Genomic DNA, 17,839 nt, shown 5'->3' with positions numbered 1-17,839 from the left:
CCTCAGGCACGCTCGAAAAGCGGACGCCTGAAGCCGGCGTCGCGCCCGGCGATCAGCCAGTAGATCAGGCCGGCAACCGAGCCGGCGGCGGCGATGATGCCCGTGTCGGCCCAGCGCTCCGGACTCTCCGGCGCGTCCGGCCAGATCAGCGCGAAACCCGCCGCCGCCGCGATGGCGCCGAAGACCATGTGCAGCAGGAAGCTGCGCAACGAAAAGAACTCTGCGATCAGCGCGAAGACGAGGGTTTGCATCCAGGTCAGGATGATCGTCAGGAAGTAGACGAACATGCCGAGCGGCGGCACCAGCAGGACCGCGATCGGACTGACGCCCATGAGGTCGAAATAGGCTGGCGCGTTGGGCAGCGAACTGAGTATCCCATAGATCGCCGCCACCGCGATCAGCCCGACAAGCACCGCGACCAGATAGCCGGCAAGCATCATCAGGACGCGCTTCAATACGTGTTTTACCACTGCCCCGCACCCCCGTGCCCGCAATCGTGGAGCAGCAGTCAGCCATCAAAGACGGTTCGACGCAAGGGGCGGCGCTCGCGCTCGCGTTCGCCGCGATCGGGAGGGTCGCCCTGTACGGATGGCCGAGCGGGCGCCGCGAGCGCGCCTCTATCGGGCCTCGCTGGGTTCGGCGGTCACCGGATCATAGGCGATTTCGACCTTCGCCCGGTCGGTCGTGTAATAGGTGACGGTGTAGACACCATCGTCCCAGTCGACTTCCTTCACATAGCGGAAGTCGGCGCGTTGCTCGACCTTGGCAAGGATTTCCGACAGTTTCTTGGCATTGGGCGGCGGCAGCGGCTTTGCATCGGCCGCGAAGGCCGGCCCACCGAGGAGAAGAACAGTAAGGCCGGTCGCCAAAACAACAGTACGCATGATAGCCCCTCATCTCGTGCTCGCATGTGTGCCGTAAGGAACTCGCTCGCGTCCCGGTTGGTTCCGCCAGTGAGCACAACGCCTGTTCCAGGTCGGCATGGCGGACCGCGGGGCGGCGCCGTCGTCGATGTGCTTTCGCCACGTTTGAAACATATAAACCGATGATATTTCAATACGTAAGCGAAAATTCGCGAGGCAGAACTTGAGTAACAAACGGCTAACCATGCAGCCGGTCGCGCGCTGCGTTCTATTAGCGGATCGTGGTAGAGCTTTTGCGAAGACCCTGTTAGACTTGCCGACATAACAGGGTGGCAACGGCGCGCCGAGCCTGCCGAGGATTTTCCGTCGGCAAACGGCGAAGTGTTCAACAAAGCGGAAGTCGCCCGTGCTGGACCGCAAGCAGGGACCGGGGGCTTTGACCATGGCTGAACGGAACTACACCCGTCAGCTGGCGACCATCATTTCTATCGACGCCGTCGGATTCTCGCGATTGATGGGCATCGACGACGAGCTGGCCGTCGCCGCCTTCGAGGAGCGGCGCGACATCATCGCCGACAGTTGCGCCGCGTTCGGCGGCCGTACCTTCGGCGATGCCGGCGACAGCATCATGGCCGAATTCGGCAACCCGATCGAGGCCCTGCGCGCCGCCTTCGATTTCCAGGGCAGGGTCGTCGCGCTCAATGCATCCGTGGCCGAGGACATGCGCATGCCGTTCCGGGCCGGCATCAACACCGGCGACGTCATCGTGCGCGAGGGGAGGCTCTACGGCGACGACGTCAACATCGCCGCCAGGCTGCAGGAGTTCGCGCCGCATGACGGGCTGGCCATCTCGGAGACGACATGGCACCACGTGAAGGACAAGACAGCCGCCGAGTTCACCGATCTCGGCGAATTCATGCTGAAGAACATCGCCTTGCCGGTGCGCGTCCTGATAGCCGGCCGCGGCGGCGGCAGCGGAGCGTCGCCGTCGGCGCCGCTCGCTGCCATTTCTCCCGCCTTCAGCCCGCAAAAGGCGCCGCCCAAGGGCCCGCCAGCGATCGCCGTGCTGCCTTTCGCAGGCAATGGCGGCGAGCGCGATGTCGGCTACATGGCCGATGGCATCGCCGAGGATATCATCTACGGCCTCTCGAATACGAGGTGGCTTTCGGTGATCGCCAAGAGTTCCAGCTTCCAGTTCCGCGACGACAGCCTGGGAACCCGGGTGATCGGCAATGCGCTCGGCGCGCGCTACATCGTCAGTGGCACGCTGACGCGCAATGGCGGGCAGATCCGGCTCAACACTTCGCTGGCCGATACGTCGAATGGACGTCTGGTCTGGTCGCAGCGCTTCGACCGCGACCTCGTCGACATCTTCAAGCTGCGCGACCAGATCGGCAGCGAGATCGTCTCGATGCTCGACAAGGAAGTCGACCGGGCCGAACAGGCGCGCACCTTCCAGGTGCCGTGGGAAAGCCTCGAGACCTGGCAATTGGTGCGGCGCGGTCGCTGGCACATGAACCGGCGCACGCGCGGCGATACCGAGATCGCCCTGGATTTCTTCGAAAAGGCCTATCGTGAGGACCCCAATTCCAGCGCCGTGCTGAACGAGCTGGCATGGTGGTATTTTTGGCGGGCGTGGCTGCGTTTCGGCGACAGCGACGACCTCGACAAGGTCCAGCAGTACGCGCGCAAGGCCTTGCTGATGGACAGCCTGGATGCGCGTCCGCACGCCCATCTCGGCGTCATCGATATCATGCGGGGACAGCCGCGGGCCGCGATCGAGCATCTGAAGGAAGCGCTGCACATCAACCCGAGCTTTGCCTTCGCGCGCTCGGCCATGGGCAGCGCCAAGCTTTTGCTCGGCGACGCCGCCGACGCGATACCGTTCTTCCTCGACACCGAGCGGCTGAGCCCCTTCGACCTCTATCGGTTCCACAATCTGGGAGAACTGGCGGTCGCCTACAGTTTCGTCGAGAACTGGCCGGCCGTGATCGCCACGGCCGACCGCTCGCTCAACCTGTCGCCAGGCTATTTCTACGCCAGGTATCTGAAGATCGGCGCGCTTATGCGCAGCGGCCGCGCCGATGAGGCCAGGCGCGAACTGGCAATTTTCGAGACAAGGCATCCGGATTTCTCCGAACAGCGCGTGCGCTGGATACCGTTCGCCGACAAATCCGCCAATGAATTCCTCATTGCCAATTTCGAACTGGCGCGGTCTGCGACGTGATTTCGCGGACCGGCTGGTGGCTGGATGTCATGACTGTGAAGAGAATCACATACGCCGGAACGATGCAAACCTAGGCCATGAGACGGCCGGTATCGCAATGACGTGGACAGCCGGGGGGCTTGAACGCGAATGATCAAGTTAAAGTATTTCGATAAGGTCCGCGCAGCCCAGAAAAGCCAGCGACCGCTGTCGGAAATGCCGCCTTTCGACATCGAACGGCTGCGCACCAACGGCCTGGCTTCGCGCATCGCCGGCTTCTTCTTCAACGATCCCCGCTGGGCCCTCGCGCTGCTGCGCCGCTTCAAGCCAAACCTCGGTTTCGGCAATTTCCTGCTCGTCACCAGGAATGCCGACGTTCGCGACATATTGGAGCGCGGCGACGAGTTCGAGACGCCTTACGGACCGGAGATGGCCGAGCTGGCGCGGGGCTCGAATTTCATCCTCGGCATGCAGGACGGCGCCGCCTACCGGCAGATGAAATCGTCGGTGCTGAGCGCCTTTCCGCCGGCCGAGGTCGAGGCCAAGGTTCGACCGATCGCGGCGCGCCATTCCAGGGACATCATGACGGCCGCGAGCCCCGGCTTCGACGCCATCGCCGGGCTGCTGAAGCTCCTGCCGGTGCATATCTGCCGCGACTATTTCGGGCTTGAGATCGACGACGAATCCGAGTTCGCCGACTGGGCGATCGCCTTGAGCGCGCTGTTCTTTTCCGATCCTACGGCCAAACCAGCCACGCGCGAGCTTGCCGTTGTCGGCGGCGATCGGTTGATCAAGGTCATCGACCGCTCCATCGACGCGATCAGGGAAAAGGGCCAGAAGGACCAGCCGCTGGCGCGGCTTGTCGCCTTGCTCGACCAGGGCCGGCTGTCGCGCCCGGACATCCATTCGATCATGCTGGGCATGATCGCCGGCTTCGTGCCGACCAATGTGCTGGCCGGCGGCAATTGCCTGGACGTCATCCTGTCGCGGCCCGATGCCAGGCAGGCCATCGACGCGGCGCTCGCCGAAAACGACACGGCGAAGCTGGACCGGGCGATCATGGAGGCCATGCGCTTCAAGCCGATCTGGGTCGGCCCGTGGCGCTATACCTCGCGCGACGCGACCATCGCCAGGGGGACGCGCCGCGAGCGGCTGGTGAAGGCCGGAACGGTGGTGATGCCGGCGACACTGTCGGCGATGTTCGACCCTGACGCGGTGCAGAACCCGAACGATTTCGACACAACGCGCCCGCATCGCGACTATCTGGTGTTCGGGCACGGCATCCATCTGTGCATCGGCGCCGAGATCGCCAGGATCCAGATCGGCGAAAGCCTGCGCGCGCTGTTCGGCAAGGAGAAGCTGCGCCGCGCCAGCGGCAGGGCCGGACGCCTTACCAACATCGGCGCCTATCCGGAAAGCCTCAAGGTCGATTTCGAGCAGCCGGCGTTCTGCCACACCGTCGATCAGTCGATGGTGACAGTGGTCTGTCCGGTCGTCCGGTCCGTGCCGCTGGACGCCATCCGCGACAAGGTCGCCATGCTCGACAATCCGGCCATCGAGGAGATGAGCGCCGCGCTCGACACCGCCGGCACCATTCACTTCACCAGCCTCGCCGTGGCCGGCACCGGCGAAATCGAGGACGCTTCCGGCGTCGAGAAAGGCGCTCTGGTTCTCGAAATCTCCGGCGACGGCAGCGCCAGCGAGGTCATCGATGCCGTCTCCCAGGCCATCGGCCACCGGCTGCGGCCGATCTTCAAGGACGTCTGCGGCCTGCCAGATGGCGGCGCGCTGAGCGACTTCCTGCGCCAGCACAATATCGAGATATCGCCATCCTTCGGCAGCAATGCAGGACTGGTGTTTTCCGGCACGCCGGGTCATTCGGTCCGCCGCATCCTGGCCGAAGCCGAGCTTGCCGGCATCGTGCGCGACATCGCCGAGCGGCCGCGCGCCGGCAATGGCGACGCCGCCGCCGTGCTCGCCGAGGCGCGCCGGCACGTGCGCTCGCTGGGCAGGTTCGACTGGGCTTTCCAGCCGGCTGAAAGCCTGCTCGAAAGCCCGCCCGGAAAATGGTGGCGGGCCATCACCACCACGCTGCTGGCGCCGCCAATGCTGGTGGCCGTCGCGGTCGTGGTGCTCGTCTCCTGGAAGTTGACCTACAAGCTGGTGTTCGGCGATCCGAGCGGTCTCAGCTTCGCCACCATCGCCATTGCCGGCACCGCGCTTCTGCTAGCCGTGCTCGGGCTCATCGCGATGATCGCGGTGGCGCTTGGCGTCTGCTTCATCGCCTTGCGGCGCCTCGAAGACATCGACCGTCCGCATAACACGCCGGTCGACCTGCAGGCGCTGGACAAGATCATCGTGCATGAGGATCGCGCCGCGCAAAACCATATGACGGCGATCTCGACGATGAAGGCCGGACTCCTGCGGCGGCTGGCGCTCAGGCTGTCTTTCTATCTGATCTCGATCACGGCCCGGAAAGTGTACCGGCCAGGCTTCCTCGGCACCATCAACACCATCCATTTCGCCCGCTGGGTGCTTTTGCCAGGCACCAACAGGCTGATGTTCTTCTCCAACTATGGCGGCAGCTGGGAAAGCTACCTGGAGGATTTCATCGCCAAGGCCGCTTCCGGGCTCACCGGTGTGTGGAGCAACACCGAGGGCTATCCGCGCACGCGCTGGCTCTTCCTCGATGGCGCGCGCGACGGCGACCGGTTCAAGCGCTGGGCACGGCGGCAGCAGGTGCCGACCTTGTTCTGGTATTCGGCCTACCGCGAGCTCAATACCGCGGCCATCCGGATCAATTCCCGGATCAGGCGCGGCATCGCTTCGGCTAGCGACAACGAGGCGCGCGACTGGCTGAGCCTGTTCGGTTCGCTGCCGCGGCTGGCGACCGAAAGAACCGCCGTTCAGAAAACAACCTCGCTGCTGGCCAATATCAGTTCGGCCTTCCCGCCGCCGCTCGAGCAGCAGCTCGAAACCGGCGAGATCCAGTCCATCTTCTTCGGTCCGTTCGGAGCGCTTGCGCATGCGCATATGTTGGCGATCGCCATACCGGAGACCCTGTCCAGGGCAAGCCGCAAGGCCTGGCTCGAATTCGTCGTTGCCCGCGCGAGTTTTGGCGATGGCGTGCCGCGCGAACGCGCCTTGACGCTGGCATTCGGCCCTGACGGCCTTCGCCGCCTCGGACTGGGCGGCGGCGTCGACGGCGACCCGCTCGGCACGTTCCCCGTCGCCTTTCGCCACGGCATGGGCAATCCCGAACGCAGCCGTATCCTGGACGATCTCGGCGACAGCGTTCCCGACAATTGGCAGTGGGGTTCACTGCAGAAACCGGTGCACGCCGTCGTCGTCTGCTATGCGGAAAGCCCCGAGATGCTGAAAACCGAGCTTGCTTCGCTGAAGAAGAAGACGTCGGGCGCGGGGATGGTGCTGGTTTCGGAACTGCCGCTCGCGGTGAAGCGGGAAGGCAAGCGCGCGGTCGAGCATTTCGGCTTCGTCGACGGTGTCTCGCAACCGATCGTCAGGGGCACGGCGCGGGCCAACGCGGGTGCTGCACCCATGCATCTGGTCGCGCCCGGCGAATTCCTGTTCGGCTATCGCGACGAGCACGGCTTCTATCCGGCTTCACCCTCCGTTCCGGCCGCGCAGGACCGCTCCGGCATCCTGTCGGCCGTGCGCCGCAACCGGCAGATCGCCGGACAGCCGCCACCGCCGCACGATTTCGGCCGCAACGGCTCCTTCCTCGTGATGCGCCAGTTCGAACAGCACGTCGAACGCTTCGAGGATTACTGCAAGGCGGCCGCCGCGCAGGCAGCGGGCGAGACCGGCAATCCGGCGATCACGCCGCGCTGGGTGGCCGCCAAGATGCTCGGCCGCTGGCCGGACGGCAGCTCGCTGGTGCGCAACCCGGACGGCCGCCCCGGACGCGGCGTCGACAATGATTTCACCCTCGGCGTCGAGGATCCGCAGGGACACCGCTGCCCGCTCGGCGCCCACATACGCCGCTCCAATCCGCGCGACTCGCTTGGCGAGGACCGCGAGACGCAGACCCAGATCGGCAAGCGCCACCGCATCATCCGCGTCGGCCGCCCCTACCAGAAGCAGGACCGGAAGGGTGCAAAGGTCGAGAAGGGCCTGCTGTTCATGTGCCTCAACGCGGACATCGAGCGCCAGTACGAATTCATGCAGCAGACCTGGGTCTCATCGACCTCGTTCCAGGGGCTGGTCGGCGAAAAGGATCCGACGATCGGCTCGCGCAGCGGCGACGGCAGGTTCACCATCCCGTCCTGGGAAGGCGTAACGGTGCTGAAAGGGATACCGCAATTCGTCACCACGCGGGGAGGGGGCTATTTCTTCATGCCCGGCAAATCCGCGCTGCGCTATCTGATCTCGCGGCTCTGATTCGGGTGCCGAATGGCGAAATGAGGCCCTCAGTCGTCGTCCTGCGATTCGGCAATGGTACTGAGCGCCCTGGCGTCGGTTATGCGCAGGCCGCCGCGCTTAATGTCGATGATCCGGCGGCTGCGCCAGTCGTTCAGCGTCTTGTTGACCGACTCGCGCGTCGCGCCAAGGAACTCCCCCAGCTCCGATTGCGAGATCGGTATCCAGCCGTCCCCGTCGGCCATCACGCCGCCCAGGAACACCAGCCGCTTGGCCAGCCTGGCCTCGATGCCGAAGAAGGCCTGATCGCCGAGCTCGCCGCTGACCCAGCGCAGCCGGGCGCACAGCAAATCGATCATGGCGCGCGCAAGCGGGGGATTTTTCTCAATCCGATCAAAGAGTTGCGCGCGGCTTAGCGAAACCAGCTCGCACGCGGTGAGGCAGATGGCGGTTGCCGTGCGCGGGCGTCCGTCGAGCGCGCCGATCTCGCCGACCAGGCTGCGCGACAATTCGATATTGGCGACCAGCTTCTGGCCGCCCGGCGAATAGATCGAGATCTCCACAGTGCCGCTCATGACGCCGTAGATGCGGTCGGCGGCATCCTCCTGGACGAAGAGGTGCTGGCCGGCGGCATAGCGCTCGACCTTGCAGCCGCTGAACAGAAGTTCGAACTGGCGCGGATCGATCCGCGCCAGGCGCGGCAGGTCGTTCCTGTCGTTCGCGCTGGCGAAAGCCATGTTGATGTCCCGATTGCCGCCCTCGCCGAAGTTTACGGCAACAAAGGACGGCGTCAAAGCCCCCGGCGTTGATCCATGCAGTTGCGCGGTCAGATGGCGCGGCGTTGCCCCCATCTGGTGCCCGATGCGCAGTGCGCGGAAGGCCGTCCGCGCGCGGCGGGAGGAGCCGTGACGCGCGCGGACGGCAACTGTGAAACGTCCGGCGATCGAAAATCCCTACCTGGACCGGTTGCCTTCCAGATCGCGCAGACTTCACTCGGCTGGCCGACATATGTTGGCCGAGCCGCTTTACGTTGCGCGAGAACCCGCTGAAGGTCTGTGAAGGCTGTCACATCGCGGCGGGCCACGCGATTGCCGGCGCGCGCAGGCATGGTGGCGGCCCGTCGCGTGAAGGGCTTCCCAAGAGTGCCGGTGCAATTCAGTGAAGGCCAGCCATCCAACCGTTTCGTCAGGTTGGATGGTGGGCGATGCAGGGATTGAACCTGCGACCCCACCCGTGTGAAGGGTGTGCTCTCCCGCTGAGCTAATCGCCCGCTCGTTGCCCGAAGGCCAAGCGAGCCGCGATATAAGGGAGGCAGGCTGCCGAAGTCAAGCGATGTGCCGCTGGTCCCCGAAGGATCGCGATTGCGGGATCGGCGGACCGGATACGGCCTTGTTTTTGCTCAGGCCGCGGCGTCGATCAGCCGCTCGGCCAGGCCGAGCGTCAGCGCGTCGAAATGCGAGATCACCGCCGACGGCTCGAATTCCCTGACATGGCGCTCGGTGTAGCCGAAATCGACGGCCACCACCGGAATGCCGGCGGCCTTGGCGGTATCGATGTCGGTCTGCGAATCGCCGACCATCACCGCGCGGTGCGGGTCGCCGCCGGCCAGCCTGATGGTTTCGGTGAGATGGCGCGGGTCGGGCTTGCGGAAGGCGAAGGTGTCCTGGCCGGCGATCGCGGCGAAATACCGCGCCAGGCCAAGCGCGCCGATCAGCGCCACCGAATTGCCCTCGTATTTGTTGGTGCAGATCGCCAGCAAATAACCGGCGGCCTTGAAGCGGTCGAGCGCCTCGACAACGCCGGGGTAGGGGCGCGACTTGCCGGGAATGTTGAGCGTGTAGTGGTCGAGGAACAGCTGCAGCAGCCGGTCATGCTCCTCCACCGCCAGCGCCCGCTGCTGCGCGGCATGCGCCCGCTCGATCATCACCCGCCCGCCATGGCCGACGAAGCGCTTGAAGCCGGCCTCGTCGACAGCCGCCAGCGCATTGGCCGCCAGGCTGTGGTTCAAGCTGTCGAGCAGGTCCGGCGCCGTGTCGACCAGCGTCCCGTCGAGGTCGAACACGATGATCGGTCGGGTCATGGGCAGTCCTGTACGGTTGCGTCGCCAGAGGCGATAACCCCTGCGTCCCGATCAGGCAAGCCGGCTTGGTCAATCCACAGGCCTTAAGCACAAGCGCGGCCTTTGACCGCGCGGGCAAAAATGCTAGGAGCGCCCAAATCAGCCTTTCCCGGGGACGACGTGCAATCATGGATGCCAGGCAACTGAAGGTCGAAGCCGCGCGGTCCGCCCTTGGCCATGTCAGCGACGGCATGCGGCTCGGCATCGGCACGGGGTCGACGGCCGAGGAGTTCGTGCGGCTGCTCGCCGAGAAGGTCGCCACCGGGCTCCGGATCATCGGCGTGCCGACCTCGGAGCGCACCGCAGCACTCTGCAGCGAACTCGGCGTGCCGCTCTCGACGCTCGAGGAGACCCCGGAGCTCGACCTTACCGTCGACGGCGCAGACGAAGTCGACCCGGAGCTCACCCTGATCAAGGGGGGCGGCGGCGCGCTGCTGCGCGAGAAGATCGTCGCGGCTGCCTCCGCGCGCATGATCGTGATTGCCGACCAGTCCAAGATGGTGGAGACGCTTGGCCGCTTTCCGCTGCCGATCGAAGTCAACAAGTTCGGCCTGCGCGCGACCGAGATCGCGGTGACCGCGGCGGCCGCGAGCCTCGGCCTTGCCGGTCCGATTACATTGAGGATGACGGGGAGCCAGCCTTTTGTTACAGACGGCGGCCATTTTATCCTCGATGCATCTTTTGGCCGCATTCCGGATACAAGAGCGCTTTCGAATGCTCTCCATGCCATTCCAGGCGTTGTCGAGCACGGTCTTTTCATCGGGCTGGCTTCAGCGGCCATCATCGCCGGCGGCGAAGGCATCCAAACCGTCCATGCCGCCCGAAAACCAGGGAGTTCTATCGACCATGATGTTGCATAACCGGGTTCGCCGCTTCTCGGCCGCTCTGGCGGCTTCGGCTGTCCTTGCGCTGTCCTCGCCGGCGTTTTCGCAGGACGTCTCCGAATCGCATCTCAAGGCCGCGCGGGCCGCGGTTGCCGCGATCCACGCCACCGACCCGTTCGACAACATCCTGCCGCAGGCGGCGGCGGCGCTCGAGAACCAGCTGATCCAGAAGAACCCCGACATGCAGGAACTGATCGGCAAGACCGTTACCGAAAAGGCGATGGCGCTGGCGGCGCGGCGCGCCGATCTCGAAAAGGAGGCCGCCCTTGCCTATGCCAAGGTGTTCTCCGAAAAGGAACTCAACGACATCGCCACCTTCTACGGCTCCGATTCGGGCAAGAAGCTGCTCGACAGCGGCCCTGCGGTGACGCGCGATCTCGTCAAGGCAGCCGACATCTGGCAGAACGGCGTGGCCCGCGATCTCGCCCAGCAGGTCGGCGAAACGCTTGCCGCCGCGTCGAAGGCCGCCGCTCCGGCGGCGCCTGCGCCCGCCGATGCGAGCGCTCCTGCCGCCCCCGCCGATGGCGACGCTCCGGCCGATGGCGAGGCGCCTGCCGACAACACGCAGAACTGATTTGCCTTTACAGGCGGCATGACGGCCGCTGGACCAGAAAGCCCGGCTTTGTCCGGGCTTTTCTTTTGCCGCCCGGCAGCCTACCTGTGCCTCGGCCTTTCTCTGCAGGAGTTCCGTGATGACCGCTTACGACTACGATCTTTTCGTCATCGGCGGCGGCTCCGGCGGGGTGCGGGCGGCCCGTGTCGCGGCCGCACTCGGCAAGCGCGTCGGCATCGCCGAGGAATACCGCTATGGCGGCACCTGCGTCATCCGCGGCTGCGTGCCGAAGAAGCTTTACGTCTACGCCTCGCAGTTTCCGGAGCATTTCGCAGATGCCGCCGGTTACGGCTGGACGGTGCCCGAGGCCAGCTTCGACTGGCCGATGCTGGTCGCCAACAAGGACCGTGAGATCGCCCGGCTGGAAGCGATCTACGAGAAGAATGTGAAAGGTGCCGGCGGCGAGACGTTCCATTCGCGCGCCATGCTGGTCGACCCACATGTGGTGCATCTGCTCGGCGACGACCGCACCGTCACCGCCGACCAGATACTGATCGCCACCGGCGGGCGCCCGGCACCACATCCGGCCCTCGTCGGCCACGAGCACTGCATCTTCTCCAACGAAGCCTTCGACCTCAAGCAATTGCCGAAGGCGATCATGGTCGAGGGCGGCGGCTATATCGCCGTCGAATTCGCCAACATCTTCCACGGGCTCGGCGTCGAGACCACGCTGGTCTATCGCGGCAAGGAGATCCTTTCCCGCTTCGACATGGACCTCAGGCGCACGCTGCACGAGACGATGGAGAAGAAGGGCATCAGGATCCTGTGCCATGCGGTGTCGGAATGGGTGCGCAAGCGGCCGGATGGGCGCCTGGACGCGCTCGTCACCGGCGGCAAGGTGCTGACCGTCGACCAGGTGATGCTCGCCATCGGCCGCATCCCAAACACCGAGAACATGGGCCTGGAGGGAGTTGGCATCGAGCTCAGCAAGACCGGCGCCATCAATGTCGACAAATATTCGCGCACCAATATCGACAACATCTGGGCGATCGGCGACGTCACCAACCGCGTGCAGTTGACGCCGGTGGCGATTCACGAGGCGATGTGCTTCATCGAGACCGCCTTCAAAGGCAACCCGACCGCGCCCGACCATGACACAATCCCGACGGCGGTGTTCTCGCAGCCGGAGATCGGCACTGTCGGCCTGTCGGAGGACGAGGCGGTCAAACGCTTTGCCGACATCGAGATCTACCGCGCCAGCTTTCGGCCGATGCGGCATACGCTCTCCGGCCGCGACGAGAAGATGCTGATGAAGCTGGTGGTAGACGGCGCGTCTCGGAAGGTGCTCGGCGCCCATATCCTCGGGCCGGATGCCGGCGAGATGGCGCAGCTTCTGGGGATCCCACTGAAAGCAGGACTGACCAAGGAAGATTTCGACCGCACCATGGCCGTGCACCCGACGGCGGCGGAAGAGCTGGTCACCATGTACAAGCCGACCTACCGCGTGAAGGACGGCGAGCGCGTCTGAGATCGTGCGCATATCGCAAGGCCGCCACCAATTCTGTGGGCGACGGCCTTGCTAGCGGTCTACAGCAGCGTGCCGCGCAGGATCACCAGCGCCACCGAGAAGTAGATCACCAGGCCGGTGACGTCGACCAGCGTGGCGACGAACGGCGCCGAGGCGCTGGCCGGATCGAAGCCGATGCGCTTCAGCGCGAACGGCAGCATCGAGCCGGAGAGCGAGCCGAAGGTGACGATGCCGACCAACGCGGCGCCTACCGTGGCCGCAATCCGTTCCCAGTGTGGGCCGTAGTCGTAGAAGCCGAAATACTGCCACAGCGTGATACGGCAGATGCCGACGACGCCGAGGATCGCCCCGAGCACCAGGCCGGTCGGCAGTTCGCGCAGCGCCACCCGCCACCAGTCGCCAAGGCTGATCTCGCGCAGCGCCAGCGCCCGGATGACCAGCGACGTCGCCTGCGAGCCGGAGTTGCCCCCGGAACTCATGATCAGCGGAATGAAGAGGGTGAGCACGATCGCCTTCTCCAACTCGCCCTCATAGCTTTGCATGGCATTGGCGGTCAGCATCTCGCTGATGAACAGCGCGCAGAGCCAGCCGCCGCGTTTCTGGATCATGTCTTCATATAGGGCTCGTCGAGCGCCTCCATGCCGCCGAAACGATGCACGTCCTCGGTCGTCTCCTCGACCATCGTGTCGATGATGTCGTCGATGGTGACGATGCCGAGGATCTTGCCATGATCGACCACCGGCACGGCGAGCAGGTCGTATTTGGAGATCGTCTGCGCCAGCGTCTCTCGGTCGGTCAGGGGGGTGACGGTCACCGGCGCACGATCCGGCGCCACCGACAGGATAGGATCGTCGGGCTCGCCGGTAATCAGACGGCGCAGTCCGGTCGAGCGCACCAGAAGGTGCGTCTCCGGATCGACGATGTAGATCGCGTAGACGGTCTCGCGGGTGCGTTCGACCTTGCGGATGTAGTCGAGGGTGCGGCCGACGGTCCAGTCCGAAGGCACGCTGACGAATTCCGTCGTCATGATCGACGCGGCGCTGCCCTCCGGATAACCCAGAATGGATAGCAGCGTCGCGCGCAGCGGCGGCGCGAGCGCGCCGAGCAGTTCGGAACGGGCCGGCTCATCGAGCTCGCGCAAAATGTCGGCCGCGCGGTCGACGGACATGGCGGTCAAGAGCTTGCTGGCCTTGGCGCGCGGCAGGGCTTCGACGAGCTCCGGGGCGCTTTCGAGTTGCGGTTGGTCGAAGATCTCGACCAGGCGCTCGAAAGGCACGGCGCAAAGCAGCTCGATGGCTGTTTCGCGTGGTTCGTGGTTCAGCGCCTCGACGACGTCGGCGACGTGGTCGTTGGCAAGGACACGGGCGACGGCGATGGCTTCGTCGTCCAAGACGGGTACGAATTCGTTCATGGCTCACTCCTTGCCGTCCGGCAGGACGTGAGCCGTCAGGTCACGTCAAGGCGGACGGCGATTGCGTTCGACTGTGACTGTCGCCAGGCATGGCGGGTTGACCTTTCTGCTCGCGGGTTCGGGTTTGAATTCTGCGAGCCGGCGCAACATAGGAGCGCCTCGGCCCGAGTCAATCGCAAGGGCGCGGGAAAACCGCGGCCAATGGCAAGATCGCGACACTGTGATCGCCGTTCAACGGCCCAAGGAACAGCCTGATGCCAGAGGCCGATCGAAGAGAGGGGAGCGAGGCTATTTCTGCTTCAGCCGGCGCGAGAAGCGCAGCCATTTGTCCTCGGGCGGCCTGGGCTGCGCGAGGATGGTGGTGAGTTCGCGCGGCAGGCTCGGCGCGAGCGGCTTCTTGGTGGCGATGCCGTCACTGATCGCCACCACGCTGTGGTAGAAGTCGGCGCCCGTGAGCGAGCGCGGCGGCACGGCCTCATGCATGACGCTGATCACCGTGACATCGGGACAATTGTCCTTGATCGCCTGGTGGAAGGCGACCTTGCCTTCTGGATCGAGTGCGCCGGTCGCCTCGTCGAGGAACAAAAGGCCCGGCTGCTGCAGCACTATGCGGGCAACCACCAGCTTCTGCTTCTGGCCGCCCGAAAGCACCTGGTCCCAGTTCTTCCCGTCACGGCTTTCGTCGGCCAGGTGTTCGATGAAATCGCCAAGGCCTGCCTTGTGCAGCGCCGATGCGACCTGCGCATCGGTGTGGTCGCGTTCGGAGCCGGGCAGGCAGACCAGCTGCTTGAGCGACACCTGCTGCAGCTTGACCTCCTGGGCGGCGTAGAAGTTCTTGACCCCTTCCGGGAAGACGATGGTGCCACGGCCATAAGGCCACAGACCGTTGATCGCCTTGATCAGCGAGGTTTTGCCGCAGCCGGATTCGCCCTTGAGGAAGGTCCACTCGCCGCGCCGGAAGCGAAGGTTCGCGGCGCTCAGGAAGGGCGTCGCATCCTCGCCCTGATGCGCCAGCTCGAGCTTCTGGATGGTCAGGCCGAAGACGGGATTCTGGCCGGCATAGCTGAAGTCGGAGCGGCCGGTCTGCCGGTAGAATTCCTGCGGCTGCTGCACGTTCTCGATGGCGTTGGCCAGTTCCGTCACGCGCTGGCTGTTGGCCCGCAGCGTCGCGATGGCCGGCATGACATGGATGAACCATGAGCACTGGCCGATGAGCGCATTGACCATCTCGGAGCCGGTTATGTAGCCCTTGAGATCGAAGCCATTGTGGATGAAGGGCACCAGGCCCGGGCCATAGGCGACGATGCGGGCGCCGATGAAATTGTAGATCAGCTCGAACGAGTTGTAGCCGGTGTTGACGATGTTCAGCCGCGCCCAGTTGCGGTCGATATCGGCATAGAGCCGGTTGTGCATGGTCTTCTGCACATTCTCCCCCTGCGACGCTGCGACATGGAAACTGCGGCGCAGGAAGGTGGTCAGCTCGCCGCGATAGCTGCCTTCCGACTGCTGCATCCTCACATTGAGACGTTCCAGCAGCCGGCCCAGCTTGACCGCGATCCAGGTATTCAACGGCACATAGATGGCGACGGCCAGGAAAGCCAGGACCGCGCTGCCGTAGCTGCCGAGGAATTCCAGTCCCCGCACTTCGACCGAGGTCTCGAGCAGCTTCTGGCCGACAAAGTAAAGCGAGGTGGCAACGGCGAGCACGCCCATGGCGAGGCCGATGGCTCCGCCGGTCATGTCCTTGATCGATTCCTGGACCCGCTGGTCGATGTTGTCGGGCGCCAGCGAGTCGGACGAACCGTGCTGGGCGTGGAAATGCGTGTGATTGGTATCGAGGAGCGCCTCGTTGAAGCGGCCGTCCAGCCAGCCGCGCCATTTGCGGTGCAACGTTGCCGAAACAAGGCTGCGTATGCCGGTGAAGCCTGCATCCTTGAGCACGACGATAAGAATGAGGATGCCGGCGTTGGTGAGCAGCGTCTTCAGCGGGGTGGTATTTGCGGCATCGTGGAAGAAAGCAATCGAATTGACCAGTTCGCCGGATGCTTCGGCGAACCACACGCCGGACTTGCTGGACAACGCCGTGAGCAGCGCGATGACGAGGGTGAGGGTCCAGGCTTCCTTCCAGCGATCCGAGAACCAGTAGGCTCGCATCAGTCCCCAGAAGGTTCGCATCGACGACACCGGGGTCAGGGGCGGCTGCCTTCTGGCGTCGCTAGCACTTTTCTCCGATATTGAACGTCTCGGTCTGCCAACCCGAATCACGATCCCGCCCAAACCTTTTTAATTTTGTTACGGATAGTAACACCAATTGATCATTTTCCATTAATTTTGTGTCGGCGAATGTGAACCGCCACACGAGCCGTTGCCCCTGCGCAACAGATCGCACCGCGATACGGTCGTGCTCAAACGGGATATTTCCCTTTCTTTCAATAAGTTGCGGCTCACTCATGTCGAGTGGAGGACCTTCCCTAAGGGAAACCAAAAACACGGTTTCGTGAACCGATCTGCTCTCCAGATCAGCTGAATTTCCGTCCGAGGGCGAACCGGAGCGGTCGAAAAGTTACCTGCTCGCGTCTTTCGGAGCCGGTCTTCGTGATGTTCCCGGGCAGGTCGAAACATGCCGGGAAGCGAAGCGAAGGCGCCCGGCATCGTCCCGATACATCGATCCGCCATTGCTCTTTCAGGCGAACGCCGACTGTGTTCGACGTGCCGGCCGTTCGGTTTCGAATTTTGCACCGGCCCTGGAGCGGAGGAGTTTTCTGATGTTTGCACGGACATTGTCGGCCGCGATGCTCTCGACACTCGCCTGGCTGGCGCCGGCACATGCCGGCAGCCAGACCATCCCGGCGAATGCCGAAGGGCAGGTCGAGTTCAACACGCCGTCAGGCAATATCGGCTGCATCTACACGCCGAAGGGCGGGACCAGCACCTATCAACCGCAGGACGGCGGCCCCGAGCTGAGCTGCTCGCGCGTCGAGCCGAGCTACATCACCGTCATCCTGGGGCCGAAGGGTCCCGCTACCCAGATCAAGAACCCTGGCGAGCAAGGCTGCTGCGGCGACGTCGCAAAGCTCGCCTACGGCAACAGCTGGAGCAAAGGATCGTTTTCCTGCCAGTCGTCGAAGAAGGGGCTGAGCTGTACGGGCAGCAACGGCCACGGCTTCTTCGTCAGCAAGGCCAAGGTTACGGTGAAGTAAGCCGGTGTTGCTCAGCCGGCCGCTGTTTCCAGTTCGCCCCGCCCCTTGGCCGCGGCCACCTGGCGGATGGCGTCGGCGAGCGTGTCGGCTTCCTGCGCGCCCATCACCGCGTATTTGCCTTCGAGCAGGAAGCAGGGGACACCGGTGATGCCCATGCGCGAAGCGGTCGTGATTTCGGTGCGCACCGCCTCGACATCGGCATCGGTCGGCAGCAGCGTCTCGACCACGGACGCATCCATGCCGGCTTCGCGGGCGGCTGCCGTCAGCACGGCGTGATCGCCGAGATTCGCGCCTTCCTCGAAATTGAGCTGGAACAGCCGGCGCACCAGCCGGTTCTGCACCTCCTCGCCGGCGGCGCCCGCCCAGCGGATGACGCGGTGCGCGTCGAGCGTATTGGCTGCCACCTTGATGGCGTCGAAGGCGAAATGGATCCCTTCGGCCTCGCCCAGCGGCTCGATGCGGGCATGGATCTGGCGAATGCGCTCCTCGCTGCCGAACTTGGCGATCATGTAGGCGCGGCGATCCATGCCTTCGGGCGGGATGGTGGGGTCGAGCTGGAACGGCCGCCAGCGGACATGCACCTCGACGTCGCCGGCGGCAGCAATCGCCCTGTCGAGCCGTTTCTGGCCGATAAAGCACCACGGGCAGACGACATCGGATACGACATCCACCGTGACGGAATTCTCGCCGCTCAT

12 protein-coding genes, 1 tRNA gene and 1 pseudogene are annotated in these 17,839 nt (G+C 64.6%); 6 read left to right on the top strand and 8 right to left on the bottom strand.

Annotated features, from left to right (window positions below):
- Window positions 1-2 precede the first annotated feature (2 nt).
- Window positions 3-440: a hypothetical protein gene (locus EN846_RS17260; RefSeq protein WP_127283142.1), complete on the bottom strand. Its 438-nt coding sequence runs from the start codon at window positions 438-440 to the stop codon at window positions 3-5.
- A 177-nt stretch (window positions 441-617) separates the two neighbouring features.
- A complete protein-coding gene (locus EN846_RS17255; protein ID WP_127283130.1) occupies window positions 618-884 on the bottom strand; it encodes a PepSY domain-containing protein in 267 nt (88 codons plus the stop codon).
- 421 nt (window positions 885-1,305) lie between these two features.
- Here EN846_RS17255 and EN846_RS17250 point away from each other — a divergent pair, with 421 nt between their 5' ends.
- Together EN846_RS17250 and EN846_RS17245 are read left to right on the top strand one after the other, a co-directional pair.
- Window positions 1,306-3,090 carry an adenylate/guanylate cyclase domain-containing protein gene (locus tag EN846_RS17250; RefSeq protein ID WP_127391622.1) on the top strand — a complete coding sequence of 595 codons (1,785 nt, stop codon included), beginning with the start codon at window positions 1,306-1,308 and terminating at the stop codon, window positions 3,088-3,090.
- Window positions 3,091-3,219: 129 nt separating this feature from the next.
- The gene (locus tag EN846_RS17245; RefSeq protein WP_127391623.1) at window positions 3,220-7,470 is read left to right on the top strand and encodes a cytochrome P450; all 4,251 of its coding nucleotides are present in this window, start codon (window positions 3,220-3,222) and stop codon (window positions 7,468-7,470) included.
- A gap of 29 nt (window positions 7,471-7,499) precedes the next feature.
- Here EN846_RS17245 and EN846_RS17240 read toward each other — a convergent pair whose 3' ends face one another.
- The 3 genes from EN846_RS17240 to EN846_RS17230 all read right to left on the bottom strand — a co-directional run bounded on the left by EN846_RS17240 (window position 7,500) and on the right by EN846_RS17230 (window position 9,529).
- Complete coding sequence (locus tag EN846_RS17240; RefSeq protein WP_127391624.1) at window positions 7,500-8,186, bottom strand: Crp/Fnr family transcriptional regulator; 687 nt, start codon at window positions 8,184-8,186, stop codon at window positions 7,500-7,502.
- A gap of 458 nt (window positions 8,187-8,644) precedes the next feature.
- Window positions 8,645-8,719 (bottom strand) — tRNA-Val (locus tag EN846_RS17235).
- Window positions 8,720-8,848: 129 nt separating this feature from the next.
- A complete protein-coding gene (locus EN846_RS17230; protein ID WP_127286701.1) occupies window positions 8,849-9,529 on the bottom strand; it encodes a phosphoglycolate phosphatase in 681 nt (226 codons plus the stop codon).
- Window positions 9,530-9,693: 164 nt separating this feature from the next.
- Between EN846_RS17230 and rpiA the strand changes: the two genes are divergently transcribed.
- The 3 genes from rpiA to gor all read left to right on the top strand — a co-directional run bounded on the left by rpiA (window position 9,694) and on the right by gor (window position 12,533).
- Window positions 9,694-10,428, top strand: coding sequence for a ribose-5-phosphate isomerase RpiA (rpiA, locus tag EN846_RS17225; protein ID WP_348630783.1), 735 nt, complete (start codon window positions 9,694-9,696; stop codon window positions 10,426-10,428).
- The gene (locus EN846_RS17220) at window positions 10,415-11,026 is read left to right on the top strand and encodes a DUF2059 domain-containing protein (protein ID WP_127391626.1); all 612 of its coding nucleotides are present in this window, start codon (window positions 10,415-10,417) and stop codon (window positions 11,024-11,026) included. Before rpiA ends, EN846_RS17220 begins: the two co-directional genes overlap by 14 nt.
- A gap of 118 nt (window positions 11,027-11,144) precedes the next feature.
- Complete coding sequence (gor, locus tag EN846_RS17215) at window positions 11,145-12,533, top strand: glutathione-disulfide reductase (RefSeq protein WP_127391627.1); 1,389 nt, start codon at window positions 11,145-11,147, stop codon at window positions 12,531-12,533.
- Between the two features lie 59 nt (window positions 12,534-12,592).
- On the opposite strand, the pseudogene mgtE reads toward gor, so the two are convergent.
- Both mgtE and EN846_RS17205 read right to left on the bottom strand, forming a co-directional pair.
- Window positions 12,593-13,944: pseudogene (mgtE, locus tag EN846_RS17210) on the bottom strand (magnesium transporter).
- A gap of 288 nt (window positions 13,945-14,232) precedes the next feature.
- Window positions 14,233-16,119: an ABC transporter ATP-binding protein/permease gene (locus EN846_RS17205; protein WP_187331310.1), complete on the bottom strand. Its 1,887-nt coding sequence runs from the start codon at window positions 16,117-16,119 to the stop codon at window positions 14,233-14,235.
- 590 nt (window positions 16,120-16,709) lie between these two features.
- Between EN846_RS17205 and EN846_RS17200 the strand changes: the two genes are divergently transcribed.
- A complete protein-coding gene (locus EN846_RS17200) occupies window positions 16,710-17,144 on the top strand; it encodes a hypothetical protein (RefSeq protein ID WP_127311887.1) in 435 nt (144 codons plus the stop codon).
- 11 nt (window positions 17,145-17,155) lie between these two features.
- On the opposite strand, the gene EN846_RS17195 is transcribed toward EN846_RS17200, so the two are convergent.
- A complete protein-coding gene (locus tag EN846_RS17195) occupies window positions 17,156-17,839 on the bottom strand; it encodes a DsbA family protein (protein WP_128346818.1) in 684 nt (227 codons plus the stop codon).

Origin of the sequence: Mesorhizobium sp. M4B.F.Ca.ET.203.01.1.1 (genome assembly GCF_004791025.1) — a bacterium.
GTDB lineage: Bacteria > Pseudomonadota > Alphaproteobacteria > Rhizobiales > Rhizobiaceae > Mesorhizobium > Mesorhizobium abyssinicae.
This window is presented reverse-complemented; position numbering and strand designations above follow the sequence as displayed.

Excerpts from the sequence above, each read along its gene's own strand:
- EN846_RS17260 (WP_127283142.1), bottom strand. The coding sequence starts at position 440 with ATGATGCTTGCCGGCTATCTGGTCGCGGTGCTTGTCGGGCTGATCGCG.
- EN846_RS17255 (WP_127283130.1), bottom strand. The coding sequence starts at position 884 with ATGCGTACTGTTGTTTTGGCGACCGGCCTTACTGTTCTTCTCCTCGGT.
- EN846_RS17250 (WP_127391622.1), top strand. The coding sequence starts at position 1,306 with ATGGCTGAACGGAACTACACCCGTCAGCTGGCGACCATCATTTCTATC.
- EN846_RS17245 (WP_127391623.1), top strand. The coding sequence starts at position 3,220 with ATGATCAAGTTAAAGTATTTCGATAAGGTCCGCGCAGCCCAGAAAAGC.
- EN846_RS17240 (WP_127391624.1), bottom strand. The coding sequence starts at position 8,186 with ATGGCTTTCGCCAGCGCGAACGACAGGAACGACCTGCCGCGCCTGGCG.
- EN846_RS17230 (WP_127286701.1), bottom strand. The coding sequence starts at position 9,529 with ATGACCCGACCGATCATCGTGTTCGACCTCGACGGGACGCTGGTCGAC.
- EN846_RS17220 (WP_127391626.1), top strand. The coding sequence starts at position 10,415 with ATGATGTTGCATAACCGGGTTCGCCGCTTCTCGGCCGCTCTGGCGGCT.
- gor (WP_127391627.1), top strand. The coding sequence starts at position 11,145 with ATGACCGCTTACGACTACGATCTTTTCGTCATCGGCGGCGGCTCCGGC.
- EN846_RS17205 (WP_187331310.1), bottom strand. The coding sequence starts at position 16,119 with ATGCGAACCTTCTGGGGACTGATGCGAGCCTACTGGTTCTCGGATCGC.
- EN846_RS17200 (WP_127311887.1), top strand. The coding sequence starts at position 16,710 with ATGTTTGCACGGACATTGTCGGCCGCGATGCTCTCGACACTCGCCTGG.
- EN846_RS17195 (WP_128346818.1), bottom strand. The coding sequence starts at position 17,839 with ATGAGCGGCGAGAATTCCGTCACGGTGGATGTCGTATCCGATGTCGTC.